At 63.3% G+C, this 24,855-nt stretch carries 16 protein-coding genes and 1 tRNA gene; 2 read left to right on the forward strand and 15 right to left on the reverse strand.

Annotated elements, in window-relative coordinates; all coding sequences use genetic code 11:
* Positions 1 to 64: 64 nt before the first annotated feature.
* Entirely contained in the window at positions 65 to 1,000 is a 936-nt protein-coding gene (locus tag GTP69_RS11500) for a LysR family transcriptional regulator (RefSeq protein WP_161055035.1), read from the forward strand.
* Here GTP69_RS11500 and GTP69_RS11505 read toward each other — a convergent pair.
* The 9 genes from GTP69_RS11505 to GTP69_RS11545 all read right to left on the reverse strand — a co-directional run bounded on the left by GTP69_RS11505 (position 997) and on the right by GTP69_RS11545 (position 14,017).
* Positions 997 to 2,343 carry a cytochrome c gene (locus GTP69_RS11505; RefSeq protein ID WP_161055036.1) on the reverse strand — a complete coding sequence of 449 codons (1,347 nt, stop codon included), beginning with the start codon at positions 2,341 to 2,343 and terminating at the stop codon, positions 997 to 999. The genes GTP69_RS11500 and GTP69_RS11505 overlap by 4 nt on opposite strands.
* Positions 2,344 to 2,355: 12 nt before the next feature.
* On the reverse strand, positions 2,356 to 4,131 hold the full coding sequence (locus GTP69_RS11510; protein ID WP_161055037.1) for a GMC family oxidoreductase: 1,776 nt from the start codon (positions 4,129 to 4,131) through the stop codon (positions 2,356 to 2,358).
* 4 nt (positions 4,132 to 4,135) lie between these two features.
* Positions 4,136 to 4,864, reverse strand: a complete 729-nt coding sequence (locus GTP69_RS11515) for a gluconate 2-dehydrogenase subunit 3 family protein (protein WP_161055038.1) — start codon at positions 4,862 to 4,864, stop codon at positions 4,136 to 4,138.
* A gap of 23 nt (positions 4,865 to 4,887) precedes the next feature.
* Positions 4,888 to 5,568: a response regulator gene (locus GTP69_RS11520; protein ID WP_161055039.1), complete on the reverse strand. Its 681-nt coding sequence runs from the start codon at positions 5,566 to 5,568 to the stop codon at positions 4,888 to 4,890.
* On the reverse strand, positions 5,565 to 6,974 hold the full coding sequence (locus GTP69_RS11525) for an ATP-binding protein (RefSeq protein ID WP_161055040.1): 1,410 nt from the start codon (positions 6,972 to 6,974) through the stop codon (positions 5,565 to 5,567). The genes GTP69_RS11520 and GTP69_RS11525 overlap by 4 nt, the downstream gene beginning before the upstream one ends.
* A gap of 94 nt (positions 6,975 to 7,068) precedes the next feature.
* Positions 7,069 to 9,234 (reverse strand): ATP-binding protein, encoded by a 2,166-nt coding sequence (locus GTP69_RS11530; protein ID WP_202424385.1) that lies wholly within the window; start codon positions 9,232 to 9,234, stop codon positions 7,069 to 7,071.
* A gap of 96 nt (positions 9,235 to 9,330) precedes the next feature.
* A complete protein-coding gene (locus GTP69_RS11535) occupies positions 9,331 to 12,042 on the reverse strand; it encodes a TonB-dependent receptor (protein WP_161055041.1) in 2,712 nt (903 codons plus the stop codon).
* A gap of 22 nt (positions 12,043 to 12,064) precedes the next feature.
* Positions 12,065 to 13,525 (reverse strand): glycoside hydrolase family 30 protein, encoded by a 1,461-nt coding sequence (locus GTP69_RS11540; protein ID WP_161055042.1) that lies wholly within the window; start codon positions 13,523 to 13,525, stop codon positions 12,065 to 12,067.
* Positions 13,526 to 13,941: 416 nt separating this feature from the next.
* Positions 13,942 to 14,017: transfer RNA gene (locus tag GTP69_RS11545), tRNA-Arg, on the reverse strand.
* A gap of 201 nt (positions 14,018 to 14,218) precedes the next feature.
* Between GTP69_RS11545 and GTP69_RS11550 the strand changes: the two genes are divergently transcribed.
* Positions 14,219 to 14,776 carry a c-type cytochrome gene (locus GTP69_RS11550; RefSeq protein ID WP_161055043.1) on the forward strand — a complete coding sequence of 186 codons (558 nt, stop codon included), beginning with the start codon at positions 14,219 to 14,221 and terminating at the stop codon, positions 14,774 to 14,776.
* A gap of 49 nt (positions 14,777 to 14,825) precedes the next feature.
* Here GTP69_RS11550 and GTP69_RS11555 read toward each other — a convergent pair whose 3' ends face one another.
* The 6 genes from GTP69_RS11555 to GTP69_RS11580 form a co-directional block, all read right to left on the reverse strand.
* Positions 14,826 to 15,383 (reverse strand): hypothetical protein, encoded by a 558-nt coding sequence (locus GTP69_RS11555; protein WP_161055044.1) that lies wholly within the window; start codon positions 15,381 to 15,383, stop codon positions 14,826 to 14,828.
* Positions 15,384 to 15,470: 87 nt separating this feature from the next.
* Positions 15,471 to 17,507, reverse strand: coding sequence for a M13 family metallopeptidase (locus tag GTP69_RS11560; protein WP_202424392.1), 2,037 nt, complete (start codon positions 17,505 to 17,507; stop codon positions 15,471 to 15,473).
* Positions 17,508 to 17,602: 95 nt separating this feature from the next.
* Positions 17,603 to 19,630, reverse strand: a complete 2,028-nt coding sequence (locus tag GTP69_RS11565; RefSeq protein WP_161055046.1) for a M13 family metallopeptidase — start codon at positions 19,628 to 19,630, stop codon at positions 17,603 to 17,605.
* 75 nt (positions 19,631 to 19,705) lie between these two features.
* Positions 19,706 to 21,703 (reverse strand): M13 family metallopeptidase, encoded by a 1,998-nt coding sequence (locus GTP69_RS11570; RefSeq protein WP_161055091.1) that lies wholly within the window; start codon positions 21,701 to 21,703, stop codon positions 19,706 to 19,708.
* A gap of 57 nt (positions 21,704 to 21,760) precedes the next feature.
* A complete protein-coding gene (locus GTP69_RS11575) occupies positions 21,761 to 24,010 on the reverse strand; it encodes a TonB-dependent receptor plug domain-containing protein (protein ID WP_161055047.1) in 2,250 nt (749 codons plus the stop codon).
* A gap of 121 nt (positions 24,011 to 24,131) precedes the next feature.
* Positions 24,132 to 24,731: a hypothetical protein gene (locus GTP69_RS11580; protein ID WP_161055048.1), complete on the reverse strand. Its 600-nt coding sequence runs from the start codon at positions 24,729 to 24,731 to the stop codon at positions 24,132 to 24,134.
* Between the last annotated feature and the right edge of the window lie 124 nt (positions 24,732 to 24,855).

Genomic DNA, 24,855 nt, shown 5'->3' on the forward strand with positions numbered 1-24,855 from the left:
TCCCGCCCCGGTCTGCTGATAAGATAGGCAAATTCGCACACACCTTTGCGCAGGACGCAACGCCATGGACCGATTCGCTGAACTGAAAGCTTTTTGCCTGGTGGCCAACAACGGCGGTTTTTCCGCCGCCGCGCGCCAGCTGAACGTGGCTACCTCGTCCGTGACCCGGCTGGTGGATGCGCTGGAACAACGTCTTGGCGCGCCGCTGCTGAACCGTTCGACGCGCAGCATCACCCTCACCGACAGCGGCCGCAACTACTTCGACCACGCCAGCCAGATCCTGGCCGCGCTGGACGAAGCCGATGACGCCGCCGCCGGCCGCGATGCCGAACCGGCCGGCGTGCTGCGCATTGCCGCCCCGGTCACGCTGGCGATCCGCTACATCGCCCCGCTGCTGCCGGAACTGGCGCGCCGCTATCCGCGGCTGGAACTGGACATGCGCCTCAGCGACGCCCTGACCAATATGGTCGATGAAGCGATCGATGTCGCCATCCGCATCGGCAATCCCGAACAGCAGCCCAACCTGATCGCCCGCAAGCTGGCCGGCCACACGCGCCACATCGTCGCCAGCCCGGCCTACCTGGACGCCCACGGCGCGCCGCAGACGCCGGACGAACTCAGCCAGCGCAACTGCCTGCTGTTTGCCTACGGCCCCAGCCGCTCGACCTGGCGTCTGCGCAATGCCGACCTGGCCACCGAAGTGGAAGTGAGCGGCAGCCTGCACGTCAACAATGCAGAGATGCTGCGCCAGGCCGCGCTGGGCGGACTCGGCCTGACACTGCTGCCGACCTGGCTGATCCAGCCCGATCTGGAAGCCGGCACACTGGTGCCGGTGCTCAACGAGTACCAGGCCAATCCGGGAGAAATGGATGTGGGGATTTATGCGGTGTATCCGGCCAACCGGCGCGGCGCATCCAAGATTCGCGTCTTCACCGACCTGCTGGCCGAGGCGCTGGAGAACCGCAGCGGCGACGCGCCGCTGCGGGATGGTACTACTTAGTGCTGCACTTCGGCGTCGATCTGCTTGCGGATCTTCGCCACCTGGCCGGCATCGGCCGCCGACGCCTGGTTACCCCAGCTCTGCCGCACGAAGGTCACCAGCTGCGCCGCTTCCTCGTCCGACAAACGCCATGCAAAGCCCGGCATGCCAAGCGGTGATGGCGCCCCCTTGGTGGATGGCAGCGAACTGCCCGCCAGCACCAGACGGATCAGCGAGGTCGGATCATCCGACAACACCGACGGATTGCCTGCCAGCGCCGGGAATACCTTGGCGTTGGAGGTCGCATCGCTGCGATGGCAAGCCGCGCAGTTGTCCAGATACAGCTGTGCGCCGCGCGTCTCGTCATGGCCCGCCTTCAGGGCCTTGGCGGTGACGTCGCTCACTGCATAGCGCGACTTCTCATCCGGTCCCGGCGTCAGCGATTTCAGGTACACGGCAATGGCCTTCAGGTCTTCCGACGACATGGACTGCGTGCTGTGCAGGACCACATCCGCCATCGGCGAACCGACCACGGCCGAATGCGCATTGCGTGCCTTACTCAGCGTATCGACGATGTCCTGCTCACTCCAACGGCCAAGGCCGCCGGCCGGATTGCTGCGCAGGTTGACCGCCAGCCAGCCATCGATCACCGGGCCGCCGGCCAGGAAGGCTGGATTCGACTCATCCTGCGCCAGCTCCTGCATGGTCGTCGCGCGCGGCGTATGGCAAGCGCCGCAATGGCCCAGGCCTTGCACCAGATACGCGCCACGCGCCAGCGCCTCGCCCTGGTACTTGCTCAGCACCAGTGGCGCCACGGCCGGCGCGTACGTCTTGCGCCAGATCGCCAGCGGCCAGTTCATCGACAGCGGCCAGCTGATGCCGCTGCCATGGTTGGCTTGCGCCACCGGCTGCACGCCATGCATGAAGTACGCATACAGCGCGCGCATGTCGTCGTCGGTGACCTTGGCGTACGATGGATACGGCATGGCCGGATACAGCGTATCGCCCGACGGCGCAATCCCGTGCCGCACCGCGCGGTCGAAGTCGTTCAGGCTGTAGTTGCCGATGCCTGTCGCCTTGTCCGGCGTGATGTTGGAGCTGTACACCGCGCCAACCGGCGTCGCCATCGCCAGGCCGCCGGCGAACGGCTGCCCTTTCGGCGCCGTGTGGCACGCCACGCAGTCGGCCGCGACGGCCAGGTAGCGGCCTTTCTCGATCAACTGCGCGCTCGGCGCCGTCAGATTCTCCGCACCCGCGCCGATTTCCCTGGTGACCGTGGCCTGTTTGGCGTAAGCAAAAGCACCCACCACGCCGACTACCGCCACCGCCGCGACGACCGCGATTCCTTTTTTAACATTGCTCATGTCGTCGTCTCCTTAAGCCTGGACCAGCGGGCCCGGGTTTTTCAAGTACTGCTCGCGGACTGCCTTGGCGCACCAGTACGTCAGCGCGCCGACCATGCCGGTCGGGTTGTAGCCGTTGTTTTGCGGGAAGGCATTGGCGCCCGGCGCAAACACGTTCGACACGTCCCACGATTGCAGATAGCGGTTCAGCGCCGAGGTCTTCGGATCGCTGCCCATGATGGCGCCGCCGCAGGTGTGGGTCGACTGGTACTGCGTTACGTTGTAGTGGTCGCCGTCTTTCTTGGCGTCGCCCTTGATGGCTTTCGGACCGAGCACCTTGCACATGTCCGAGGCTTTCTCCACCAGGTATTGCGACGCCTTGACCTCGTTGTCATGCCAGTCGAAAGTCATGCGCAGCAGCGGACGGCCGAAGGCGTCCTTGTAGGTCGGGTCCAGGCTCAGGTAAGCGTCCTGGTAGGACATGCACGAACCCTGCACCTCGTAGTAGAACGAATGGCGGAAGGCTTCCTTGACGCCCTTCTTCCAGCCGCTGCCCCAGTTCGGCACGCCCGGCGCGGTGGCGATGCCGCGCACCGGACCGCCGCCCGGCTGGCGTGCCCAGACCAGGCCGCCGCCGATGAAGCCGGACTTGGTGCTGTCGTTCTGGTTACCGTTCAAGTCGTCGATGGTGGTGCCGCCGCCGCCGATGCCCATGAACTGGTTGGCGTGCACGGTTTCATCGAAGAACAGCGAAACGCGGTTCAGGTTCTGGTACGAGTAGTTGCGCCCGATGGTGCCGGTATTGCTGACCGGGTCATACGGCACGCCGATGCCCGACAACAGCATCAGGTGCACATTAAACAGCGAGAACGCACACAGCACCACCAGGTCGGCCGGCTGCTCGGTCTCGCGGCCTTGCGCGTCGAGGTAGGTGACGCCGGTGGCTTTCTTCTTGTCGGCGGTCAGGTTGACCTTCAACACTTGCGCCAGCGTGCGCAGCTCGAAGCCCTTGCGGCCGCGCAGCACCGGCATGATGCAGGCGTTCGGGCTGGCCTTGGAGTAGTTCAGGCAGCCGTAGTCGGAGCAGAAGCCGCAGAAGTTACATGGTCCCATCTGACAGCCGTACGGATTCACATACGGGCCGGAAGCATTCGACGCTGGAATCGGATACGGGTGGTAGCCCATCTCGCGCGCGGCCTTGTAGAACATCTCGGCGCCGAGGTAGTTGGGGTTCGGCGGCAGCGCGAATTCACGCGAGCGCGAGCCTTCAAACGGATTGCCGCCTTCGACTTTCTGGCCGTTCAGCACGCCGGCCTTGCCGGAGGTGCCGCACACATATTCGAAGTGGTCGAAATGCGGTTCCAGGTCTTCATACGTCACCGGGAAATCCTGGATGGTCATGCCGGCCGGGATGAACTTCTTGCCGTAGCGCTGTTCCACATTGGAGCGCACCTTGAAGTCTTCCGGCAGCGCGCGGAAATGGCAACCGGACCAGTGGCTGCCGGCACCGCCGACGCCGGTGCCCGGCTTGAACGAGCCCATCTGGCGATACGGCACCGCCGTGTCGTTGACGTTGTGGCGAATTGTGACGGTCTCCTTCGACAGCGATTGCAGGTATTTGCGGTGCACCGAGCCTTCCAGCTCATCGACCACACGCGGGTACGCGAAGTCCGGCTGCGTGTCGCGGTCCGGGCCGCGTTCCAGGCACACCACGCTCAGGCCGGCGTCAGTCAGCTCCTTGGCCATGATGGCCCCGGTCCAACCCATGCCGACAATCACGGCGTCTACTTTGTTTTTTACGATACTCATGGTCTTAACCTCTGCGTCCAGCCAGATCGACAGGGCCGATCGGATATGGTTTGTCACGGACTTCCACCCAGTCCAGATAGTCGGCGCGCATGCCGGGATAGCCGATCATCTTCCACGACCCCATGCCCTTGTTGCCGCCGTGCTTGGGATCGGCGAAATAGCCGTTGCGCACTTCGTTCAGCAGATTGGTGAAGAACAGCTTGGCCGAAATGTCTTCGAACTTCAGCTTGCCGCCTTCGCAGCCCTTGAGGATTTCCTCCTGCTGCTTGCGGTCCAGATCGGCAAACGCCTTGCCGCCGAACTGCGAGGCGCAATAGCCGTCGACATTCTTGATGCCGACGCGGATGATGTCGCGCAGGCCCAGCTTGCCCTGGTAGCCGAACTCCGGCGCCGCTTTCACGAACGGGCCTTGCATATACCAGATGTCGCCGGTGGCGTACGGGGTCTGCATGTGACGGTCGAGGAATTCCAGCACGCCCAGCTCGATGGCGCCGGGGCCGTGTTCATCGTGCGGGATCAGGCGGTCCACGGCGGCGTTGAGGAACTTCCACTCCACCTGGTTGAAAAACGCCGGCGTGTACGCGTCCGGCTTGCCCTCGGGCGCATTGGCGTCGGCCGCAGTGGCCGGTTGCAGTGCGCGCACCGCGCCGGTCGCGGCTACCGCGCCGATCGGTATGAACACCATGCCTTTGATAAGGTTGCGCCGGGACGGCGACTGTGTGTCGTCAGACATTGCTTTCTCCTCGTTGTAAGACGTCAGGGTTGCAGCGCGCTGCGCGCTTCCCATCGATAGCCGACCCCATAAACGGCCGAAATCGCTTCGACCAGGCCAGCCTCCTCCAGTTTCCGGCGCAGGTTCTTCACATGCGTATCGATCGTGCGGTCGTGCACGATGCGCCGGTCCTCATACACCCAGTTGCGCAAGTCATCGCGTGACATGGCTTTGCCGGGTGCGTCGCGTAAAAGTTTCAACAAGCGGAATTCCACCGGCGTCAGCGCGACTTCTTTGCCGTGGACAAAGGCGCGCATGCCGGCGTCGTCGATCTGCAAGCCCGGCTGCGGCGTGCCGGACGGCCGGCGGCGCAGCACGGCCCGCACCCGCGCCACCACTTCGCGTGGGCTAAACGGTTTGCAGATGTAATCGTCGGCGCCGCTGTCGAGGCCGTCTAGACGGTCCTCTTCCTGCGCGCGCGCCGTCATCATGATGATGGGGATATCGCTGTTGGCGCGCAGCAGGCGGCACAGGCTCAGGCCGTCCATGCCGGGCAGCATCCAGTCCAGCAGGATCAGGTCGACATCGCCGGCCGCCACCGTGGCCTGCACCGACAGGCCGTCGTGCTGGGCGCTGGCGCGGTAGCCGGCCGCCAGCAGATAGCTGACCAGCAGGCGCGCCAGCCGTTGTTCATCTTCCACCACCAGCACGTGCGGCGCGTTCATGCGATTTCTCCCGACAGCGGCAGCGTGATGCGGATGGTGAGGCCGCGCGGCGTCGCGGTGTGCGTGTGCATGGCGCCGATGCTGCCGCCGTGCGCTTCGACAATGCTGCGGCAGATCGCCAGCCCGAGGCCGCTGCCGCCGGTGGTGCGGCTGCGCGCGTGGTCGCCGCGCCAGAAGCGCTCGAACAGCATCGGCAGGCCGGCATCGCTGACGCCGGGGCCGTTGTCGGCCAGCGTCAGCACCGCCTGCTGCCGCATGATGTGCAGGCTGATGCGCAACTGCGTGGCGCCTTCGGCATGGCGCAGCGTGTTGTTGAACAGGTTGCGCAGCAGCTGGCGCAGGCGCACCGTGTCGCCGTCAATGATCATGGTGGATGGGCGCTCGACCAGGATCTCGGTGCCGGTCTGCGCCAGCGGATCGCGCCACTTGTGGACCTCGCTATCCAGCAGCGCGGCCAGGTCCAGCGGCTCGCGGCGGTAGTCGAAGGCGCCCACTTCGGACAAGGTGATCTGGCGCATATCATCCACCAGCCGGCTCAGCGTGGCGACCTCGTCCATCAGCGCCTTCAGGCTGCTGGCGTCGATCGGTTCGATGCCGTCTTCCATCGCTTCCAGCTGCGCCTGCAACACCGACAGCGGCGTGCGCAGCTCGTGCGAAATGTCGGCCATGAAGTGGCGGCGCAGCGCCTCGTTGCTTTCCAGCGTTGCCACCATGATGTTGAAGTTGCGCGCCAGCGTGCCCAGCTCGTCGCGCTGCGCATGCGGCACGCGCACGCCGTAGTCGCCGGCCGCCACCTTGGATGCGGCCGCGATCAGCCGTCGCGTCGGCGCCACAAAGCTGCGCGCCAGCAGCATCGCCGCCAGCGCCGCCAGCACCAGCGTGCCGAGGCCGATGAACAGGCTGTCGCGTTGCTGCTGTGCCTGGAAGGTCTGCTCGGCTTCTTCCTGCAAACCGCGCAGCGGCGCGCCGGCCAGCGTGCCGACCATTTTGCCGTCCACCAGCACCGGCTGGTAGCGCAGGTCGGCGCCGGCTTGCAGGTTGCCGGCCAGGTGATTGCCGTGTTCGTCATACAGGCCGAGGCGGCGCGGCGCCTTGTCCGGCACGGCGTAATAGATGGAGTCGCCGCCGGGACGCGGCGAGGTGGCGCGTTCGCGGCCGATGGCGCCGGTGTAGCGCTCCCAGGCTTCGCGGTTATTGCGGATGAAGTCCCAGTTGCCGTGCTCTTGATAGGCGCGCGAAAACTCGAAGGCCATCGCCTCCATGCGGCGCGCCTCCACTTCGTTCAGATAACCCTGGAAGCCGCGCGTGAAACTCCAGCGCGTGCCCAGCCCGACGCCGACTGCGGTCAGCATGCTGACGATCAGCAGTGAAAGAAACAGGCGGGCGGTGATACCGATCTTGACCATCAGGCCATTTAGCCACGATGCCGGATCGGCTTCAAGTGTGCGACAGGAAACTACCGCAATTCTTCACCGAAACTCCACAGTGTTGTGGAAGTGTTTAGTTTTCCGTGCGCGGCAACGTTACAGCGAAGACAACTTGTGGTGCTTCGTAACGGTAGACGATCTGGCCGCCATGCTGCTGGACGATTTCTTGCGCAATGTGCAAGCCCAAGCCGAGGCCGCCGCGATTGCGCACATTGCCGACCGACGCGTGCTTGAGCGGGCTGTACAACGTCGACAGCAGCTCATCCGGAATCGCCGGCGCCATATTGCGCACTTCCAGCAGCACCTGGCCGTCCTGTTCGCTCAGGCTGATCTGGATCGGTTCGCCATGATCGCCATGGTGGCGGGCGTTGCTGACCAGGTTGCTCACCACCTGCACCATGCGGTCGCCATCCACTTGCGCCAGCAGCGTCGGCGGCAGGTTGGCGTCGATGCGCAGGTCGGCGTGCGAGGTGCGTACTTCATCCAGCAGGTCGTGCAGAATCGGCACCAGGTCGACCTCGGTGCGGCTCAGTCCCAGGCCGAGCCCGCCGTTGATGCGGCTCATGTCCAGCACCTGGCTGATCAGCCGCTCCATGCGCGTGCTGGAAGCCTGGATACGGCTGCTCATGGTGCTGGCCGCGCCGCCATGTTGCAGCACGGTCGCCGCCATATTGATCGAATGCAGCGGGCCGCGCAGGTCGTGGCCCAGCATCGCCAGCAGCTGCGCGCGGGCGCGGTCGGTTTCCACGTGCTTGGCCACGCTGGCGCGATGCATCTCGCCCAGCAGCTGGCTGGCCGCCAGTTGCTCGGTGGCTTCCCACGGCACGGCGCGGCCGCGCACCATCTCGCGCCATTCGTCGAAGGAACCGCGCGGCGTCAGGCGCGGACCCAGCGGACCGGCAATCACCACTTTTTCCGGCCGTCCGGCCCAGCGTATCGTATGGATTTGTTCACGGCGCAGGCCCAGCAGCCAGCCCGAGGTGGCCGGGTCGAAGCGCAGCGCCAGCAGGCCGGCCCATTGTCCCAGCGCATCCTGCATCCCGGCCGGCCAGTCGCCGACGGCGGTGCGTTCGATCAGGTCGTGCCCGCCTTCAGGCAAGGACGCCACCATGCGCGCCGCCAGTTCCGCATCGACATCGCCATGCACCATCACCTTGCCGTATTGCGTGACCACCAGCGCTTCCACCTGCAGCGACTGGCACAGCGCCGGCGCATGCTCCAGCAGCGCGCGCGCCGGTTCGTCGTGATGCAGCAGCGCTTCCATCACGCGCGTGCGCACCTCGGCCGACTGTTCCACCAGCCGGGTGCGTTCACGCGCTTCGATCGACTGCACCAGCGAGGCAATCACCTGCGCCATCACGTCGGCCGCCATACGGATCGAATACGGCACCTGCAGCGGCGCCATGTGATGGCAGGCCAGCAGGCCCCACAGGCGGCCGGCCACCACGATCGACACGCTCATCGAGGCGCCCACGCCCATGTTCTGCAAATACTCGATGTGGATCGGCGACACGCTGCGCAGCACGCTGTGACTCAAGTCCAGCGGCGCCTCGCCCTCGCGGCCGACCAGCGGCGACGGCGTATAGCCGACGTCGGCAATCAGCCGCAGCGTGTTGATGATGTACAGGCGGCGCGCCTGCGCCGGGATGTCGCTGGCCGGATAGCGGCGGCCCAGGTACGGCTCCAGGTCGTCGTGGCGCGACTCGGCGGTCACGTCGCCGCTGTCGTCCTGATGGAAACGGTAGGCCATCACGCGGTCGAAGCCGGTGATGGCGCGCACCTGTTCGGTGGCCAGTTGCAGCAGCGCGTCGATCGACTTCTGCCGCTTGAGCCGGTCGATCGCCGCATGCGCCTTCAGCGCGAACGCCGCCACCGCATCGCTGGGCGTGTCGCGCAGCTCGAATTCAATGATCAGGCGCTCGTGATAGGCATGCACGATGCAGTCGAATTGCAAGTCGCCGATGGCTACTTCCAGCGCCGTGGCCGGCGCTTCGCCGTCTTCCAGACTGTCCAGGCATTCGGCCACCGCTTCGTGGACCCCGTCCGGCAGCGGCAGGGCCGCCAGCGGCGTATTCAGCGCCAGCGTCAAACCCAGCAGTTGCGGCGCATTGCCGCTCCAGGCCAGCAGCACACCGGCTGCGTCGAACGCCAGCAATGCGCCATGCGGCTGTATGCTGCCTGGAATGTGGATAGGTTCATCCGCACAATTGTCCAGCGTAACGGGATCGGGTGCGTGCATCGGAGGCGGAATCGCTTTCAGGGGGAGGAAGTGACAATTCTATCACTCCCTCGCCCACACAGACAGCACCGCTGCTGTCTATGTACGCTAGCGTACTTACAGCCGGTAGTTCAAACCCAGCAGGAACTGGCGGCCATACGTGGTATAGCGCTCCGGCGCATACGAGCCGCCCGTGAATGGATCGCCCTGGCGCGTCTGGTATGGCGAATTGTTCAGGTTATTCACCTGGAACAGGAACGACAAGCCCTTGTACGTGCCCTCCTCGATCGCATAGCCCAGTTGCAGGTCGATCTGGCGCTCGGCCAGGATCTCGCTGAAGGCGCGCTGCGCGAACAGGCCGGTGACCTCGCCACGATACGCCGAGCGGTAGCGGCGGCTGGCGCGCGCCGAGTAGCCATCCTTCTCGTAATAGACGGTGAAGTTGGACACCACGCCCGACAGGCCCGGCAGCTTCTCCTTGGTGCCCGGACCGTTCGGATGGATCGAGCTCTCGGTGCCGGACATGCTGCCGGTGACGCCGAAGCCTTCCAGCGGTTGCCACAACAAACCGGCATCCAGCGCGCCAGACAGCTCCACACCTTTGACCTGGCCGCCAGTACCGTTGGCCGGACGGTTCAGCGTGCCGATGTCCTGCAACGGCACCACCGCCGATGGGTTCGGGAAGCCGGCAAAGCTGAACGCGGTCTGCTGGTTGTAGATATAGCTTTGCAACTTCTTGTACCACAGCGCGCCGGCGATGTAGCTGCGCTTGCCGATGTACTTCTCCAGCGACAGGTCATACGAATTGGCGCGCCATGGCTCCAGATCCGGATTGCCGCCGCTGCCGTTCCACATGCGGGTGTTGGTGTCGACGCCGCCCGAAATGCCGGCGCGCATATCGGACATCTGCGGCCGCGCCACGGTCTTGGCCAGGCCCAGGCGCAGGTTGGTGGTGGACAGATATTTTTCCAGATCGAAGTTCAGATTCAGGCTCGGCAGCCAGTCGGTGTAGTTCTTGCCGCCGCTGATGGTGCCCAGCACGCCGGCGTTGACGGTGGCGCCGCGCGACTTCTGGTCGACATTGACGGCTTGCAGACCAAGCGCGCCACGCACCGGAATCGGGCCGAGGTCGGTGTCAATGCCCAGCTTGGCGTAGGCGGTGGCGATCTTCTCGGTCACGCCCCAATCCTGCAAGGCCTGGTCGTCCGGACGGGCCGGTTGCTTGTCGTAATACTTGTTCAGCACGCCCAGCACGTCATAGCTCATCACCGATGGAATGCCGGCGAAGGACAGCGAGGTCGACGGCTGCAGCAGATCGGACGATACGGTGGCCGGCACGCGGCCGTTTTTCAGGAACCAGTAGTTATTGGTATCGGCGTGGGTCTTCTCGCGCTTGCTGTAGTTGAGGCCGCCTTCCAGGCTGCGGAACATGCCGTCCAGCTCTTTCTTGACCGAGAACTTGCCCGAGCTCAGCGTATCTTCGACCACCGGATGGTGCATGTCCGCATCCTTGCCCCAGCCGCCGACGTCGGTCAGCTTGATGATGTTGGGATCGGCGAAGTTGATGCTCGGAGTGAAGGTCGGCAAGCCGCCGGCAGTCGGAATATGGAACTGGAAATTGTTGTCGGTGTTTTTCGAACCTGCAGGGCCGAGGCCGGCATAGGTCTCCAGCACTTCCTCGCGCCGCTTGGCGTTCGAGTACGACAGGTCGCCGACCAGCGTCCAGCCATCCTTCTTGAAGGTGTTGTTCCAGCCCAGCGCACCGAGCTGGTCCTTGCGCTCGTTGTAGTCGTTACGCACGATCGGTTCCAGGTTGGTCAGCACGCCGCCGACCAGCACGCGCGTGCCGCCCACGTTCTCGACCTGCGGATTCAGATAGCGGATCGGATTGTCCTGATTCGAATTCCACATCAGGCCGCGCATGGTGGTGTTTTGCTTGAACTCGGAATAGTACATATCCAGCGTGGTGCGGAATTCCTTCGATGGACGGTATTCGACCACCGCCATCAGGCCGTCGCGCTTTTGCTCGCGCGACGAGGCGGTGACTTCGGCGCCGTTCAGCGTGACCACGTTTTGCATGTCGGCCGGCAGGTTTTTATTGGTGCCCCACCACCACGATTTGTATTCCTGCTGCTGGCCCGGCGAATCCAGATGCGCGTAGCCGACCGCGATACCCAGCGTGTTGTTGAGGAACTGATCCACATACGACGCGCTCACGCGGTTACCATTGGCCGAGGTATTGGAGTTGAGCTTGCCGTTGGAATTGTGCTCGCCGCGCGCATTCAGCACGAAGGTGCGTTGACGGACGTCCAGCGGCCGCACCGTCTGCAAGTCCACCGTGCCAGACAGGCCGCCCGACACCAGCGATGCATCCGGCGTTTTATACACCACCACGCCGTTGATCAGCTCGGATGGATACTGGTCAAATTCGGCGCTGCGGTTATTGCTGGTGGAGACTTGCTCGCGGCCATTCAGCAGCGTGGTGGAAAAGTCCGGCGCCAGGCCGCGAATCGAAATCGACTGCGCACGGCCTTCGACGCGCTGCGCCGTCAGGCCGGCCAGGCGCGAAATCGATTCGGCGATGGAGACGTCCGGCAGCTTGCCGATGTCTTCCGCCGTCACCGCTTCGACGATGGCGTCGGCATCGCGCTTGATCGCCATCGAAGTCTCGATGCTGCGGCGGATGCCGGTTACTACCACTTCCTGCACGGCGCCGTCGTCGGTCTTGTCAGCCTTGGGCGTAGTGGCTTGCTGTTGCGCCATGGCTGGACTGGCGGCAAAAGCCAGTGCAGCACAGGCGGCAGCGATGGGTGTCATCTTGGTCTTCATTTTTCGTCTCCCTTTTATCGTTTTATTTCCAGGTGAAGGTGGCCACACTGGCAGCCGGCAAGGTGTAATCGAAACTGCGCTGGCCGATGCGCACCGCGAACTGGCGCGGCGCCTTGGCCGAATTCACCACCAGCAGCGCCAGCGAACCATCGTCGGCGTTGCGGAAGGCGACCGTGTCGAGTTGGTCGTAGCCGCTGGTGGAAGCGATGCGGCGCGCGCCCTGGCGCACGAAGCGGCTGGCGTGGGCCAGCGCGTAATACTCTTCGTTGCGGGTGATCTTGCCGTCGCGGCTGTCGATGGTGACCACGCCGCGGCATTCCTTGCAGCCGCCCAGGTAGGGACCATCGTTCTCATCCAGCGCCAGATTCCACAGCAGCACGCCCTTGGCCCAGCCGCGCGTGGTGCCAATCACCAAAGTGCGGGCGAAGTGCTGCAAATTGTCCGACCACACCGGCGCCCACTTGCCGCCCGAGCATTCGGTGAAATAGGTTTCTTTGTCCGGCCAGCGGTCGTGCAGCGCCGACTGCACGCGGACGTCGCCGCCGTAGCAGTGCCAGGCCACGCCGCTCACGTACTTGTTGGCGACCGGATCTTTCAGCACCTCGGCCGGCGACCAGGGCTCATCCCAGTTGTGGTCCCAGTCGAGGATTTTGGTATGCGGATGCTCCTTGGCCAGCAGCGGGCCCAGATAGCCGCCGATGAAGGCCGCGCGCTTGGCCGGATCGACGCGCATGCCGGGATAATCCTTGGGCTCGAAGTGCGGCTCGTTCTGCAAGGTCAGCGCGAAGATCGGCACGCCTTCTTTTTCGTAGGCGCTGATATAGCGTGACAGGTAGCCGGCGAACGGCGCGAAGGCTTCCGGCTTCAGCGTGCCCTGGATCAGGCTGTCGGTCGACTTCATCCAGCCCGGCGCGCTCCATGGCGACGCCATCACGCGCAGCTTGGGATTGATCGCCAGCGCCGCTTTGGTGACCGGCAGCACGTCGGCGCGGTTCGGATCGATGGAGAAATGCTGCAAGGTCGGATCGATCTGGCCCGGCGGCATGTCGTCAAAGCTGTAGTGACGGCGTGAGAAATCCGAGGCGCCGATGGTCAGCCGCGTGAAGCTGAAACCGACGCCGGGCGACTGACCGAACAGCTCCTTGAGCAAATCGGCGCGCTGCTGCGGGTTCAGCTTGTTCTGGATCAGCCAGGCCGACGAATCGGTGATGGCGGCGCCGAAACCAACCATTTCCTGGAAGCGCTGGCGAGGGTCGACTTCAATGATGGTAGCGGCCGTGGCGCCGCTGTGGAAACGGCTATCGGCACCGCGCGCCAGCAACTGCGTCTGGTCGCCGGTGGTGATCCAGGCCTGCACGATTTGCGCCTGCGCAGACGTGTGCAGCGCTGCGCCGAACGCACCTAACAGCATGATTTTAAAGAGGGATTTCAAAGACGATGGGCGCAGTTGTCCATCGCCCGGCAAAGCGGGGCTTGCAGTCATGAGTGTGTCTCCTCGCGCAGGCAGCTCGTTGTCTGCCTGTCTCCGTTTGTTTATTTATGAAATAAGTGGAATCGTTTCCACTTGTTGAAGAAACTATAGCACCGGGAAATCTTGAATGTCAACGCGAGCGCGCCAGGGTGTGGGATTTCTGTCAGCAGCTGAAATTAGACGGATTTTTGATGCACATCAAAAAGCACTTAAAGATTTTCGCCCTAATATGGCCGGTAACCATGGGCAAAGAGAGTTCTCGACTGGACTCGTCTGTAATTCACCGCAATGCAAATTGCTGCGGTGGCACAATACAACTGTCCGCAGCTGGCGCAATGTTGGCGCAGCGAGCGTGCCAAGTCATGCACTATCCTGCATAACAGCGCATCCTGATGCGTATGCTAAGTAATTGATTTCTATGGAAAACTTGGTGCGGCTGGCGGGGATCGAACCCACGACCCTTGGCTTCGGAGGCCAATACTCTATCCACTGAGCTACAGCCGCGACAGGGGGATACGCGAATGCGTGCCGTAGGATACCGTTTTTATTGGCAGCCGTCCATGGGCCAATGTCGTTTTGCTTATGTTTGCGTTTCCTTCGCGGCATTCTTGTGTCTATAATCAGCCGTTTGGTGAAGTTTTTTACAAGGTAGCCGCTGATTAACTCTCGCGCCACCCCGGCTGAAATTAGTCTCTTAAGGAAATCATGAGCGACGCACACAACGAACACGAATCCCTCATCCGTACCCCGAAACAGCTGGTTGGCGCTGTGGTCGGCTTCTTCGCGGTCACGATCATCGGCATCATTCTGCTGGTCCAATACGTCACTACCACCAAGCTCACCGGCGCCGGTTCCAACAGCCAGGCGCCGGAAGAGGTGGCTGCCCGCATTGCGCCGGTGGCCAACGCGGGCTATACGCTGAAGGACTCCAACGCGCCGAAAGTGCTGCAATCGGGTGAAGCGGTGTACACCGCCACCTGCGCGGCCTGCCACGGCGCCGGCGTTGCCGGAGCACCGAAGTTCGGCGACAGCGGCGCCTGGAGCGCGCGCATCGCCCAAGGTTACGACACCGTCCTCAAGCACGCGTTGGAAGGCTTGCGCGCCATGCCGGCCAAGGGCGGCAATCCGGATCTGGACGACGTGGAAGTGGCGCGCGCGGTGGTCTATATGGCCAACCATGGCGGCGCCAAGTTCAAGGAGCCGGAAGTGCCGGCACCCGCAGCTGCTGCTGCTGCGCCAGCCGCGTCGGAGCCACCGAAGTAAGCGGCGTCAACACGCCAGTGAACAACCGGCCTTTACGGCCGGTTTTTTATTAGCGGCACAAACCGTAGGCTTTGCGCTCGGGGAAGTAGCGGTAGGTGAAGGTGCGCATCGGATATTTATGCAGCGCGATCTCGAATGCGGGTGGCACCACGTCGAAACGTTCCGGCAGCTTCTCCGTCACGCGCAGGCGCACGCGCCAGATGGTTTCCGCACCGGTGGCGCCGGCGATCAGCATGTCCGGCACCTTGGGGATCGACTCGACGATTTCCGGCGCGGAGTTGGTGGTGCGCTGGTAGAACGTCACCAGCTTGGCCTTGGCCAGCACCGGCCCCTTGGGCTGGGTGACGTTGAAGTCGCGGGTCTGGAACAGCGCGCGCTCGCCGCGCGGCACCAGATAGACGAAGGTGAACTCGGCGCCGCCATCCGGCAGCGTCACCGGCGGCGTGGTCGACACGCTGATCCCGCGCGGCAGCTCGAAGCGCGAACCATCCTGCCAGTCCTTGCACTCCGGCGTCTGGGCCATGTAGACATCCACCGGCGTAAAGGAATCGCCGCAGGCACTCAGCAGCAGCGGCAGGACAACAGGAAGGGTGTAACGCAGGCGCATGGCAATCGGCTTCTTAACATCGGAAGCCGCTAGTTTACTCTGAAATGAAAAAAGGCCGCATCGCTGCGGCCTTTCTTTTTTACCTCATTACCACATGATCACGCGGTCTTTCGGGGCCAGGTACATCTTGTCGCCTGGCTTGACGCCGAAGGCGTCGTAGAAGCCCGGCTGGTTGCGCATCGGGCCGTTGGCGCGGAACTGGCCTGGCGAGTGCGGGTCGGTCTTGATCTGCTGGATCTGCGCCGCTTCACGCATCTTCAGGCGCCATACTTGCGCAAAGCCCATGTAGAAGCGCTGGTCGCCGGTCAGGCCGTCGATCACTGGCGGCTTCTTGCCGTGCAGCGACAGCTTGTAGGCCTTGTAGGCGATCGCCACGCCGCTGTTGTCGGCGATGTTCTCGCCCAGCGTCAGTTCACCGTTGACGTGGTAGCCAGGCAGCGGGCTGAACTGGTTGTACTGGTCGACCAGCATCTTGGTCTTGGCCGCGAACGCCTTGTGGTCGGCGGCGGTCCACCAGTCACGCAGGTTGCCGTCACCGTCGTACTGCGCGCCCTGGTCGTCGAAGCCGTGGCTGATTTCGTGACCGATCACGCCGCCGATGGCGCCGTAGTTGACCGCGTCATCCGCATCGGCGTTGAAGAACGGCGCCTGCAGGATCGCTGCCGGGAACACGATTTCGTTCATCTCCGGATTGTAGTAGGCGTTGACGGTTTGCGGCGTCATGCCCCACTCGTCGCGGTCGATCGGTTTGCCCAGCTTGTTGAGTTCCTTGTTGTAGTCGAACTGGCGCGAACGCAGCACGTTGCCAACCAGGTCATCCTTGCTGATCGTCAGCGCGCTGTAGTCGCGCCATTTGTTCGGGTAGCCGATCTTGTAGGTGAACTTGGCCAGCTTGGCTTGCGCCTGCTTTTTGGTGACCGGGGTCATCCAGTCCAGCTTGTCGATGCTGGTCTTGTAGGTGGCCAGCAGGTTTTTCACCAGCTCTTCCATGCGCGCCTTGCGGTCAGCCGGGAAGTACTGCTGCACGTACAGTTTGCCGACGGCTTCGCCCAGCGCGCCCTGGGTCACGGACACGCCGCGTTTCCAGCGTGGACGCTGCTCGGTCACGCCGCTCAGCACGGTGCCGTAGAAGGCGAAGCTTTCGTCGACGAAGGCTTTGTTCAGGTAAGCCGCGTTGGAACGCAGCAGATGCCATTGGAAGTAAGCCTGCAGCGTGTCCAGCGGCGTGCTGTCCAGCAGCGCGGTCATGCCTTTCAGGTAGCTCGGCTGGCTGACGATCACGTAGCTGACCTTGCCGGCAACGCCGGCGTCGGTCAGGTAGGTGTTCCAGTCGTAGCCTGGGGCGACCTCGCCCAGCTTGGCGATATCGACCTTGTTGTAGGCCTTGATCGGGTCGCGCAGCTCGACCTTGGTCCATTGCAGCTTGGCCAGTTCGGTTTCAAACGCAACGATGGCGTGGGCGGTTTCCGCGCCGTGGGCGTCGCCCGCCAGCGTCAGCATTTTACCCACGTGCAGTTCGTACTTGGCCAGAATGTCGGCCAGTTTCTTGTCGTCGGCTTTCAGGTAGTAGTCGCGGTCCGGCAGGCCCAGGCCGTCTTGCGAGATGTCGGCCACGTACTTGGTCGAATCCTTGTTGTCCTGGTGGATGCCGTAGCCATACGGCGCGCTCACGCCGATCTGGTTGAAGTGGGCGATCAGCGCAGGCAGTTGCTTCTTGTCGCTCAATGCCGCCACCTTGGCCAGTTCCGCGCTCAGCGGTTTCAGGCCCAGTTGTTCCAACTGGGCTTCGTCCATGAAGCTGGCGTAGAAGTCGCCGATGCGCTGCGCTTCCGGACCGCCGGCCTTGTTGCCGCCCGCGCCTTCGATAATCGCGCGCAGCTGCGGCTGGATGTCATCGTTCAGTTTGGCAAAGCTGCCCCAGCTCGATTTGTCGGCCGGAATTTCGGTCGTCGCCAGCCACTTGCCGTTCATGTGGGTGAACAGGTCGTCCTGCACGCGCACGGCCGGGTCGATGTATTCGGTGGCGATGCCGGAGACTGGTTTCTTGCTTTCTTTAGCGCTAACCGGAGCAGTGCTTTTGGCAGTGTCCGCGGCGCCTGCCAAGCCTGCGATCAGGCTCAGCATCAATGCACTTACGAGATGACGTTTCACGAGTTTTCCTTCTGCTATATTAAGTGAAGGCCCATTGCTCACATGGGCCGAACTGCTTTTATATCACATCACCACATGATGACGCGATCCTTGGGCGCCAGGTACATCTTGTCGCCCGGCTTGACGCCAAACGCTTCGTAGAAGCCCGGCTGGTTGCGCACCGTGCCATTGGCACGGAACTGATCCGGCGAGTGCGGATCGGTTTTCAGATACACGATTTGCTGGGCGTCGCGGATCTTGCTGCGCCACACCTGGCCGAAGCCCATGTAGAAGCGCTGCTCGCCGGTCAGGCCGTCGATCACCGGCGCCGGCTTGCCGCCCAGCGAAATCAGGTAAGCCTTGTAGGCAATGGCGGCGCCGCTGTTGTCGGCGATGTTTTCGCCCAACGTCAATTCGCCGTTAACAAAGTAGCCCTTTACCGGACTGAAGCCGTTGTACTGCTTGACCAGCATCTTGGTCTTGGCGGCGAAGTTCTTGTGATCGGCCTTGGTCCACCAGTCGCGCAGATTGCCGTCGCCGTCGTACTGCGCACCCTGGTCGTCGAAGCCGTGGCTGATCTCGTGGCCGATCACCGCGCCGATCGCGCCGTAGTTGACCGCATCGTCGGCATCCGCATCGAAGAACGGCGGCTGCAGGATCACAGCCGGGAACACGATCTCGTTCAGCTCCGGGTTGTAGTAGGCGTTGACGGTTTGCGGCGTCATGCCCCACTCGTCGCGGTCGATCGGCTTGCCCAGTTTGTCGACTTCCTTCTCGTACTCAAACACATGCGAGCGGCGCACGTTGCCGGCCAGGTCATCCTTGACCACCGTCAGCTTGGAGTAGTCGCGCCACTTGTTCGGGTAGCCGATCTTGGTGGTGAACTTGGCCAGCTTGGCTTGCGCCTGCACCTTGGTTTCCGGGCTCATCCAGTCCAGCGTGTTGATGCTTTCCTTGAACGCGGCCAGCAGGTTCTTCACCAGCTGTTCCATGCGCGCCTTGCGCTCGGCCGGGAAGTGCTGCTCGACGTACAGCTTGCCGAGCGCTTCGCCCAGCGCGCCGTCGGTGGCGTTGACGCCGCGTTTCCAGCGCGGCTGCTGCTCATCGATACCGCTCAGTACCTTGCCGTAGAAGGCGAAATTCTCCAGCGCGAAATCCTTGGCCAGGTATGGCGCATTGGCGTGCAGCACCTGCCACTGGAAGTAGGTCTTCCACGTGCTCAGCGGCGTCTTGTTCAGCAGCTTGTTGAAGCCGGTGATGAAGCTCGGCTGGCTGACGATGACGTAATCGACCTTGCCGCCGATACCGGTGTCGTTCAGCCAGGTGGTCCAGTCGTAGCCCGGCGCCAGCTTGGACAGCTTATCCAGCGGCACCTTGTTGTAGGCCTTGACCGGATCGCGCAGCTCGACCTTGGTCCACTGCAGCTTGGCGATCTCGGTTTCCAGCGCGACGATGGCCTTGGCGTCGGCCGCGCCGTTGGGGTTGCCGGCCAGCGTCAGCATCTTGGCCACGTGCTGCTCGTACTTGACCAGCGTGTCGGCCAGTTTCTTGTCCGATTTTTTCAGGTAGTAATCGCGGTCCGGCAGGCTCAGGCCATCCTGGCCGAGGTCGGCCACGTACTTGGTGGAATCTTTGTTGTCCTGGTGGATGCCGAAGCCGTATGGCGCGGTGTAGCCGTTGCGGTTGAAGTGGGCGATCAGCGCCGGAATCTGCTTCTTGTCGCTCAGTGCGGCCACGCGCTCGAAGTCGGCCTTCAGCGGCGCCAGGCGCAGCTGTTCCAGCTTGGCTTCGTCCATATAGCTGGCGAAGAAATCGCCGATGCGCTGGGCTTCGGTGCCGGCCTGCTTGTTCGGCGTGGCGGCGGCCGCTTCGATCAGCGCGCGCAGCTGCGGCTTGGTGTCGTCGTCCAGCTTCTCGAACGAGCCCCAGCTCGACTTGTCGGCCGGGATCTCGGTCTTGGCCAGCCACTTGCCGTTCAGGTTGAGGAAGAAGTTATCCTGCGGCCGCACCGACGCATCGATGTTGGCGAGATCGACGCCCGAAGTTTTTTGTTGTGCCTGTACTCCGGCCGAGGCCAGCAGCGCCAGCATCAACGTGCTAAGCAGATATTTTTTCATTGATACGCTCTCCCTAAGATCCAAAACAATAACAAAAAAGCCACGCAGGGTGGCTTTTTTGCTAGCAATAAACGATTACCAGATGATGATGCGCTGTTCCGGCGCAACATACAGCTTGTCGCCCGGTTTGACGCCAAAGGCGTCGTAGAAGCCCGGCTGGTTGACCACCGGTCCGTTGGCGCGGAACTGGCCCGGCGAATGCGGGTCGGTCTTGATTTGCAGGATCTGCTGGTCTTCGCGCATCTTCACGCGCCACACCTGGCCAAAGCCCATGTAGAAGCGCTGGTCGCCGGTAAAGCCGTCGATCACCGGCGCCGGTTTGCCTTCCAGCGACATCTTGTAGGCCTTGTAAGCGATCGCCATGCCGCTGTTGTCGGCGATGTTCTCGCCCAGCGTCAGCGCGCCGTTGACGTTATAACCCGGCAGCGGGCTGTAGCCGTTGTACTGCTTGATCAGCGCGTCGGTCTTGGCCTTGAAGTTGGCGCGATCTTCCTTGGTCCACCAGTCGCGCAGGTTGCCGTCGCCGTCGGACTGGCTGCCGCCGTCGTCGAAGCCGTGGCTGATCTCGTGGCCGATCACCGCGCCGATGGCGCCGTAGTTGACGGCATCGTCGGCGCGCGCATCAAAGAACGGCGGTTGCAAAATGGCGGCCGGGAACACGATCTCGTTCATGGTCGAGTTGTAATAGGCGTTGATGGTTTGCGGCGTCATGCCCCATTCGTCGCGGTCAACCGGCTTGCCCAGCTTGGCGATCATGCGCTGATGGCGGTAGTTGGAAGTGCGCAGCACGTTGCCCACCAGGTCGCCCTTGATGATCACCAGCGTCGAGTAGTCGCGCCATTTGTCCGGGTAGCCGATCTTCGGCGTGAACTTGGCCAGCTTGGCTTGCGCTTCCAGCTTGGTGGCCGGGCTCATCCAGTCCAGATTGTCGATCGAGGTTTTGTAGGCGGCCAGCACGTTCTTCACCAGCTGGTCCATGCGCGCCTTGCGCTCAGGCGGGAAGTATTCGGCCACGTACAGCTTGCCCAGCGCTTCGCCCAGGCTGCCTTCGACCAGGCTGACGCCGGTTTTCCAGCGCGGCGGCTTGACGGCCACGCCGGTCAGCACGGTGCTGTAGAAATCGAAGTTAGCGTCGGCAAATTCCTTCGACAGGAACGGCGATGCTTCACGCAGCAGCTGCCATTCCAGATACGCTTTCCAGGTCGCCAGGTCGGTCTTTTCCAGCAGCGCGCCAAAGCCGGTCAGGAAGCTCGGCTGGTTGACGATCACATAGTCGGTCTTGTTGGCCACGCCGGCCGCGGCCAGCGCGTGGCCCCAGTCGTAGCCTGGCGCCAGTTCGGCCAGCTGCTTGATCGGCATCTTGTTGTAGCGCTTGACCGGGTCGCGGTTTTCCACCTTGGTCCATTGCGCTTCGGCCAGCGCGGTTTCCAGCGCGACGATTTTCTTGGCGTCGGCGGTGGCGTTATGGTCACCCGACAGACCCAGCACCTTGGCGATGTAGAGCTCATACTTGGCCAGGGCATTGGCCATCTTGGCGTCGTCTTTTTTCAGGTAATAGTCGCGGTCCGGCAAGCCCAGGCCGCTCTGGCCGACGTAGACCGCGTACCTGGTCGACTCGCGCGCATCCTGGCGCACGCCGACGCCGTACGGCGTGGTGACGCCGATCTGCGCCAGGTGGGCGATGATGATCGGCAGGCCTTTCTTGTCCTTCAGCGCGCGGATGCGGTTCAGCTCACCGGTCAGGGGACGGATGCCCAGGTCGTTGAGCTTGGCTTCATCCATGTAGCTGGCGTACAGGTCGGCGATCTTCTGCGGCTCGGTGCCGTTCTTGGCTTTCTCGGCGCCGGCTTTTTCGATCAGGCCGCGCAGTTGCGGCAGCGTGTCGTCGCGCAGCTTGGCGAACGTGCCCCAGCTCGATTTGTCGGACGGGATCTCGGTGGTCTTCAGCCAGCTGCCGTTGAGGTAAGTGAAGAAATCGTCTTGCGGACGCACACTGGTGTCCATGTTGGGGATGTCGATGCCGGAGATCGGTGCGGCAGGTTCGGCAGCGGCGGCGGCGCCGAAGGCGGTCATCAGGCTCAGTGTCAGCGTGGTCAGCAGAAAACTTTTTTTCACAGCAGATCCTTACGGTTAGAACTTCATTTCATATTTGACGCTCCAGACGACGTACGTCTGGTTAATCGTATTGGCCAATTGTGTCAGGCCGTTGGTGCTCACGGTGTTGGCGCCGATGGCGTCTTCCGCCACCAGGTTGTTGGCGGAAATACGCAGCTGGTTGCTGGCGTTGAAGCGCCACAATCCATAGGCGTCAAACGAGCGCTTGCGGCTAGTGTAAACCAGCTGCGACAGGCTGCTCTGGATCAGCGTCTCCGGCGTCCAGTTGAGGCTGCCGCCGAGGGTCAGCGGCAAGTCCTTCATGCGGTAGTCGAGGCCGAGGTTGGCGGTCTGCTTGGGCTGCGCGTCGAGCCGGTTGTTAGGGCCGGGAATATCATCCACGCTGGACCAGAAGCGGCTGTAGTTGGTGCGGAAGTCGATGGCCGGTGCATCCGCCATCAGTTCCTGCAACTGGAACTTGGCTTCCAGCTCGATGCCGGTGCTGCGCGCGCTGCCGATATTGCGCGGCGTCGATACCCAGCGCGGGCCGGTGCTGGTGGTTTCCAGCGCGATGTCGCGCCGGATCAGGTCTTCGATATTGCGGATGAAGCCGCTGGCGCTGAGGATGCCGGCGCGGCCCAGGTAATGCTCGTAGGCCAGGTCTAGGCCGGTAGCCAGTTCCGGCTTCAGGTTGGGATTGCCGGTGCGGTCGGGACGCGTTGCGCTGTTCAGGCGCGACAGCGACGGCAGCGCGATCAGGTCCTGGATATTGGCTGCCTTGTAGCTCTTGGTCAGGCTGGCGCGGATCTGGTCCTTGTCGTGGCCGGGAATGCGGTAGACCGCGTGCAGCAGCGGGCTCAGCACGCTGCTGGTGTTGCTGACGTCACCGGTGCTGGCGCCGCTGCTGGACGTGCGGATGCCTTCCCAGCGCACGCCGGCATAGCCCGACCATTGCGCCGAGATATCCCACTCATCCTGCACGAACACCGCCAGACGGCGCGTATCGGCGGTCAGGTTGTCGCCGGAATCGGCAAACTGCGGCACGCCGTCCTTGTCGAGCGAGGTCTTGGTTTCTTCGCGATGGCCCAGCTCCACATCCCAGCCGGCTGCCAGCGAATGCGCGCGGCCCAGCGGCGTGCTGTACTTGCCGCCGGTGCTGGCGCTGCGGTCGCGCACGGTGGCGGTGTCGGTGAAGCGGTCCAGCAGCGCGCCGCCGTTGTCGTACTGGTAGCGCAGCGAATCGTTGTCGCTGTGGCCGGCGCCGAAGCCGAACTTGACGTCCAGCTTGGCCGCGCCGTCCAGCTTGTGTACCCAGTTGCCGAAGCCGCGCAGGAAGGTCGATTCGGTATGGCCGTCGGTCAGCGCCAGATTGTATTCCGGCGGCAGCAGCAGGCTCGGCGGCACCAGGCCGGGATTCTGCGTCAGGTCGCTGCGGGCCTTGCTGTCGCTGCGGTTGACCATCAGAAACGGCTGGAAATTCAGCGTGTCGCCGCCGTCGAATTTATAGGACAGGCGCGGCGTCAGGAACAGGCCGCGTGTCTCGCGCCGGGTCTCGTCGAGCACGTTCTCGTCCTTGACCACCACGCTGTCGGCGCGGGTGTCGAGATTGTGGGTTTCGGTCTGGTCGTGCTGGTGGTTTTCAAACAGCGAACCGGTCAGCAGCCAGGTCAGGCTGCCGACCTTGCCGGGCACAGTCAGCGATACGTTCGGCGAATGGCGGCCCTGCTCGATCGAGTCGGTCAGCTTGAGCTGCTTGTCGCGCTGCTGGTAGCCGTCACGCAGGATGATGTTGATGGTGCCGGCGATCGCCCGCGTGCTGTGCTCGGCCACCGGGCCGCGCATGATTTCGACCCGCTCCACCTGATCCGGCGCCAGCGATTCCATCGAGAAGCCGGCCGGCGGCCGTTCGCCGTTGACCAGGATCTGCGTGTAGCCGCTGCCCATGCCGCGCATGCGCACGTCGCCGCCACGGCCCGGACGGCCGCCGAGGGTAACGCCGGGCAGGCGCTTGAGGACGTCGCCAAGATTGCTGTCGCCGTTGCGGTCCAGCTCTTCGCGGCCGAAGATCTGCTTGCCCGCCACCGAGTTGCGGCGCTCGTCCATATCGCTGGCGCGGCCGCCGCTGATGGTGACCTGCTGCATTTGCTTGTCGGCTGCAGATTTGTCTGTCGCGGCCTTGACGGCCGGCTGTGCCGCCTGCTGCGGTGCGCTATCGGTCTGGGTTTGCGCGCACGCGTCTGCCGCGCCGAGCATGGCCAGCCAGGCGAGGGGTAGTAATTTGCTCATGTACTCTGTCAGGTGGAATTCTTGCGAAGAATTCTACCGTCATGCCAGCCGGCAAAAGGGCTTGCCGCTGGCTTTTTACTTTACGATACAGTAGCAACAACACTTTTTCTAAGGGTATCCCTTAGCCACCGGTGCCCGGCAAGTTAACGTTGACGCCGCCCGCGCCTACACCGACGCCACCGCCGCCCATACCGCCGCGGCCGCCGCCCTTGCCGCCACGGTGTTCGCCGCCCTCTTCCTTGCGCTCCGGACGCGGTGCGCTGCCGCTGTCCGGCACGCGCTGCAACTGTTCGCTCAGCATCTGCACCACGGCCTGGCGCTGGCTTTCCGATAAGGCATCATTGACCGTCAGCCACCATTCGCGCAGCTGTTTCTCTTCGGCGGTGCTGAGGTTGGTTTCGTCGTCGATGGCCTTGGCCACATCGCGCAGCTCGACGCCGGCGCCCTGTGCGGCGGCCAGCGTGGCCGCTTGCAGGCGCTCGCGGCGGGCCTTGCGTTCACGCAGCAGGTTGCGGGTCTTGGACTCGGTCTGCGACCACAATGTTTGCTGATTGGTATTCAGGCTCAGCGACTTCTTCAGTTCGGCTGCCATCGGCAGGTAGTCCTCGGCGCGCATCTCCATCACCGGCAACGCAAACGCCGGCGACAACAGGGCCGACAAGGCCAGCGCGGCACTGAGGCGGCGCACAACGGATGAGGATGGACGTGACAGAAATCGCATGGAGGCTCCGTAGATAAAAAAAAGCCAGCGCTTGGGGCGCTGGCGAAAAACCACTTCAGGGTAGAGAGAAATACGAGCCAAGTTTAGGCCGCGAAATTGGGTGTTTCAGGGGTTCTTACAATTA

Source organism: Duganella levis (genome assembly GCF_009857605.1).
Taxonomy (GTDB): Bacteria; Pseudomonadota; Gammaproteobacteria; order Burkholderiales; family Burkholderiaceae_D; genus Rugamonas; species Rugamonas levis.

Coding starts and splice junctions, on each gene's coding strand:
- GTP69_RS11500 (WP_161055035.1), top strand. CDS start 65: ATGGACCGATTCGCTGAACTGAAAGCTTTTTGCCTGGTGGCCAACAAC.
- GTP69_RS11505 (WP_161055036.1), bottom strand. CDS start 2,343: ATGAGCAATGTTAAAAAAGGAATCGCGGTCGTCGCGGCGGTGGCGGTA.
- GTP69_RS11510 (WP_161055037.1), bottom strand. CDS start 4,131: ATGAGTATCGTAAAAAACAAAGTAGACGCCGTGATTGTCGGCATGGGT.
- GTP69_RS11515 (WP_161055038.1), bottom strand. CDS start 4,864: ATGTCTGACGACACACAGTCGCCGTCCCGGCGCAACCTTATCAAAGGC.
- GTP69_RS11520 (WP_161055039.1), bottom strand. CDS start 5,568: ATGAACGCGCCGCACGTGCTGGTGGTGGAAGATGAACAACGGCTGGCG.
- GTP69_RS11525 (WP_161055040.1), bottom strand. CDS start 6,974: ATGGTCAAGATCGGTATCACCGCCCGCCTGTTTCTTTCACTGCTGATC.
- GTP69_RS11530 (WP_202424385.1), bottom strand. CDS start 9,234: ATGCACGCACCCGATCCCGTTACGCTGGACAATTGTGCGGATGAACCT.
- GTP69_RS11535 (WP_161055041.1), bottom strand. CDS start 12,042: ATGAAGACCAAGATGACACCCATCGCTGCCGCCTGTGCTGCACTGGCT.
- GTP69_RS11540 (WP_161055042.1), bottom strand. CDS start 13,525: ATGACTGCAAGCCCCGCTTTGCCGGGCGATGGACAACTGCGCCCATCG.
- GTP69_RS11550 (WP_161055043.1), top strand. CDS start 14,219: ATGAGCGACGCACACAACGAACACGAATCCCTCATCCGTACCCCGAAA.
- GTP69_RS11555 (WP_161055044.1), bottom strand. CDS start 15,383: ATGCGCCTGCGTTACACCCTTCCTGTTGTCCTGCCGCTGCTGCTGAGT.
- GTP69_RS11560 (WP_202424392.1), bottom strand. CDS start 17,507: ATGCTGAGCCTGATCGCAGGCTTGGCAGGCGCCGCGGACACTGCCAAA.
- GTP69_RS11565 (WP_161055046.1), bottom strand. CDS start 19,630: ATGAAAAAATATCTGCTTAGCACGTTGATGCTGGCGCTGCTGGCCTCG.
- GTP69_RS11570 (WP_161055091.1), bottom strand. CDS start 21,703: ATGACCGCCTTCGGCGCCGCCGCCGCTGCCGAACCTGCCGCACCGATC.
- GTP69_RS11575 (WP_161055047.1), bottom strand. CDS start 24,010: ATGAGCAAATTACTACCCCTCGCCTGGCTGGCCATGCTCGGCGCGGCA.
- GTP69_RS11580 (WP_161055048.1), bottom strand. CDS start 24,731: ATGCGATTTCTGTCACGTCCATCCTCATCCGTTGTGCGCCGCCTCAGT.